1 protein-coding gene is annotated in these 1,648 nt (G+C 75.6%); it reads left to right on the top strand.

The genetic code is table 11. The features are described 5' to 3' along the window. Positions 1-174: 174 nt before the first annotated feature. Positions 175-1,648 (top strand): DEDD exonuclease domain-containing protein (locus HGA02_RS18655; RefSeq protein WP_168680821.1); only part of this gene is annotated, 1,474 nt, incomplete at its 3' end.

Genomic DNA, 1,648 nt, shown 5'->3' with positions numbered 1-1,648 from the left:
CCTCGCCGGTGCGGACGCCCTGCGCTCGCACCTGCGGCTCGTCAGGTGCTCCGGCGCCGCTCATGGCAGCACCCTAGGTCCCGGCCGACCTCGCCTCGACCGCCGCGGGTCCGACGCGCCGCGCCCACCACGGGGTGCGCCGGGCTGTCGGAGGGCCTCGGTACGGTCCGTCGCATGTCGCCCGACCGCCGTCTGCGCCCCGTCTGGGCCGACGCGTCCCCGGCGCCCGGCGCGGCACCGGTGCAGCTCACCCTCGACGACGTCGGCACCCCGCTGTCGGACGTCACGTTCGTCGTCGTCGACCTCGAGACGACGGGCGGCACGCCCGCGGACTGCGAGATCACCGAGATCGGTGCGGTCAAGGTGCGCGGCGGCGAGGTGCTCGGCGAGTTCCAGACGCTCGTCGACCCCGGCGGGCCCGTACCGCCCTACATCCAGGTCCTCACCGGCATCACGACCGCGATGCTCGTCGGCGCCCCGCGGATCGAGACCGTGCTGCCGAGCTTCCTCGAGTTCGCGCGCGACTCGGTGCTGGTCGCGCACAACGCGCCCTTCGACATCGGCTTCCTCAAGGCGGCCGCGGCCAGGACGGGGCACACGTGGCCCGGGAACAAGGTCCTCGACACCGTGCGGCTCGCCCGGCGGGCGGTCACGCGCGACGAGGTGCCGAACCACAAGCTGTCGTCGCTCGCCGCGCTGTTCGGCGCGAGCGTGACCCCCAACCACCGCGCGCTGTCCGACGCGCGCGCCACGGTCGACGTCCTGCACGCGCTGCTCGGCCGCCTCGGTCCGCTGGGCGTCACGCACCTCGAGGACCTCGCGACCGCGACCGACCCGGTGCCCGCCGACGTGCGCCGCAAGCGCACGCTCGCCGACGGCCTGCCCGACGCGCCCGGCGTGTACCTGTTCCGCGGCCCCCACGAGGAGGTCCTCTACGTCGGGACCTCGACGACGTCGCTGCGCACGCGCGTCCGCAGCTACTTCACGTCCGCCGAGAAGCGGCAGCGCATCACCGAGATGGTGCGCATCGCGCACCGCGTCGACCCGGTCGTGTGCGCGACCCCGCTCGAGGCCCGCGTCCGCGAGCTGCGGCTCATCGCCGAGCACGCGCCGCGCTACAACCGTCGCTCGCGCTTCCCGGAGCGCATGCCGTGGGTGCGGCTCACGAGCGAGCCGTTCCCGCGCCTGTCGGTCGTGCGCGACGTCCGCGACGAGGACGGCGCCGCGTACATCGGGCCGTTCTCGTCGAGCGCCTCCGCACAGCTGGCCCTCGACGCGCTGCACGAGTCCTTCCCCGTCCGCCAGTGCACGCGCCGCCTCCCCCTCGTCGCCCCCGACGGCGCGACGGCGTGCGTGCTCGCCGAGCTCGGCCGCTGCGGTGCGCCGTGCCTCGGTCAGCAGTCCGTCGACGCGTACGCCGCCGTCGTCGAGCGCGTCCGCACGGCCATGTCGTCCGACCCGGCCGAGGTCGTCGCCGCGCACGCCGAGCGCATCACGTGGCTCGTCCGCCAGGAGCGCTTCGAGGAGGCCGCGACCGTGCGCGACCGCCTCGCCGCGTACCTGCGCGGCGCCTCCCGGGCGCAGCGCATCGCGCCCCTGTCCCGCTGCCCCGAGCTCGTCGCCGCGCGACGCACCGACGACGGCGGCT

Source organism: Cellulomonas septica (genome assembly GCF_012396155.1).
Taxonomy (GTDB): Bacteria; Actinomycetota; Actinomycetes; order Actinomycetales; family Cellulomonadaceae; genus Cellulomonas; species Cellulomonas septica.
This window is presented reverse-complemented; position numbering and strand designations above follow the sequence as displayed.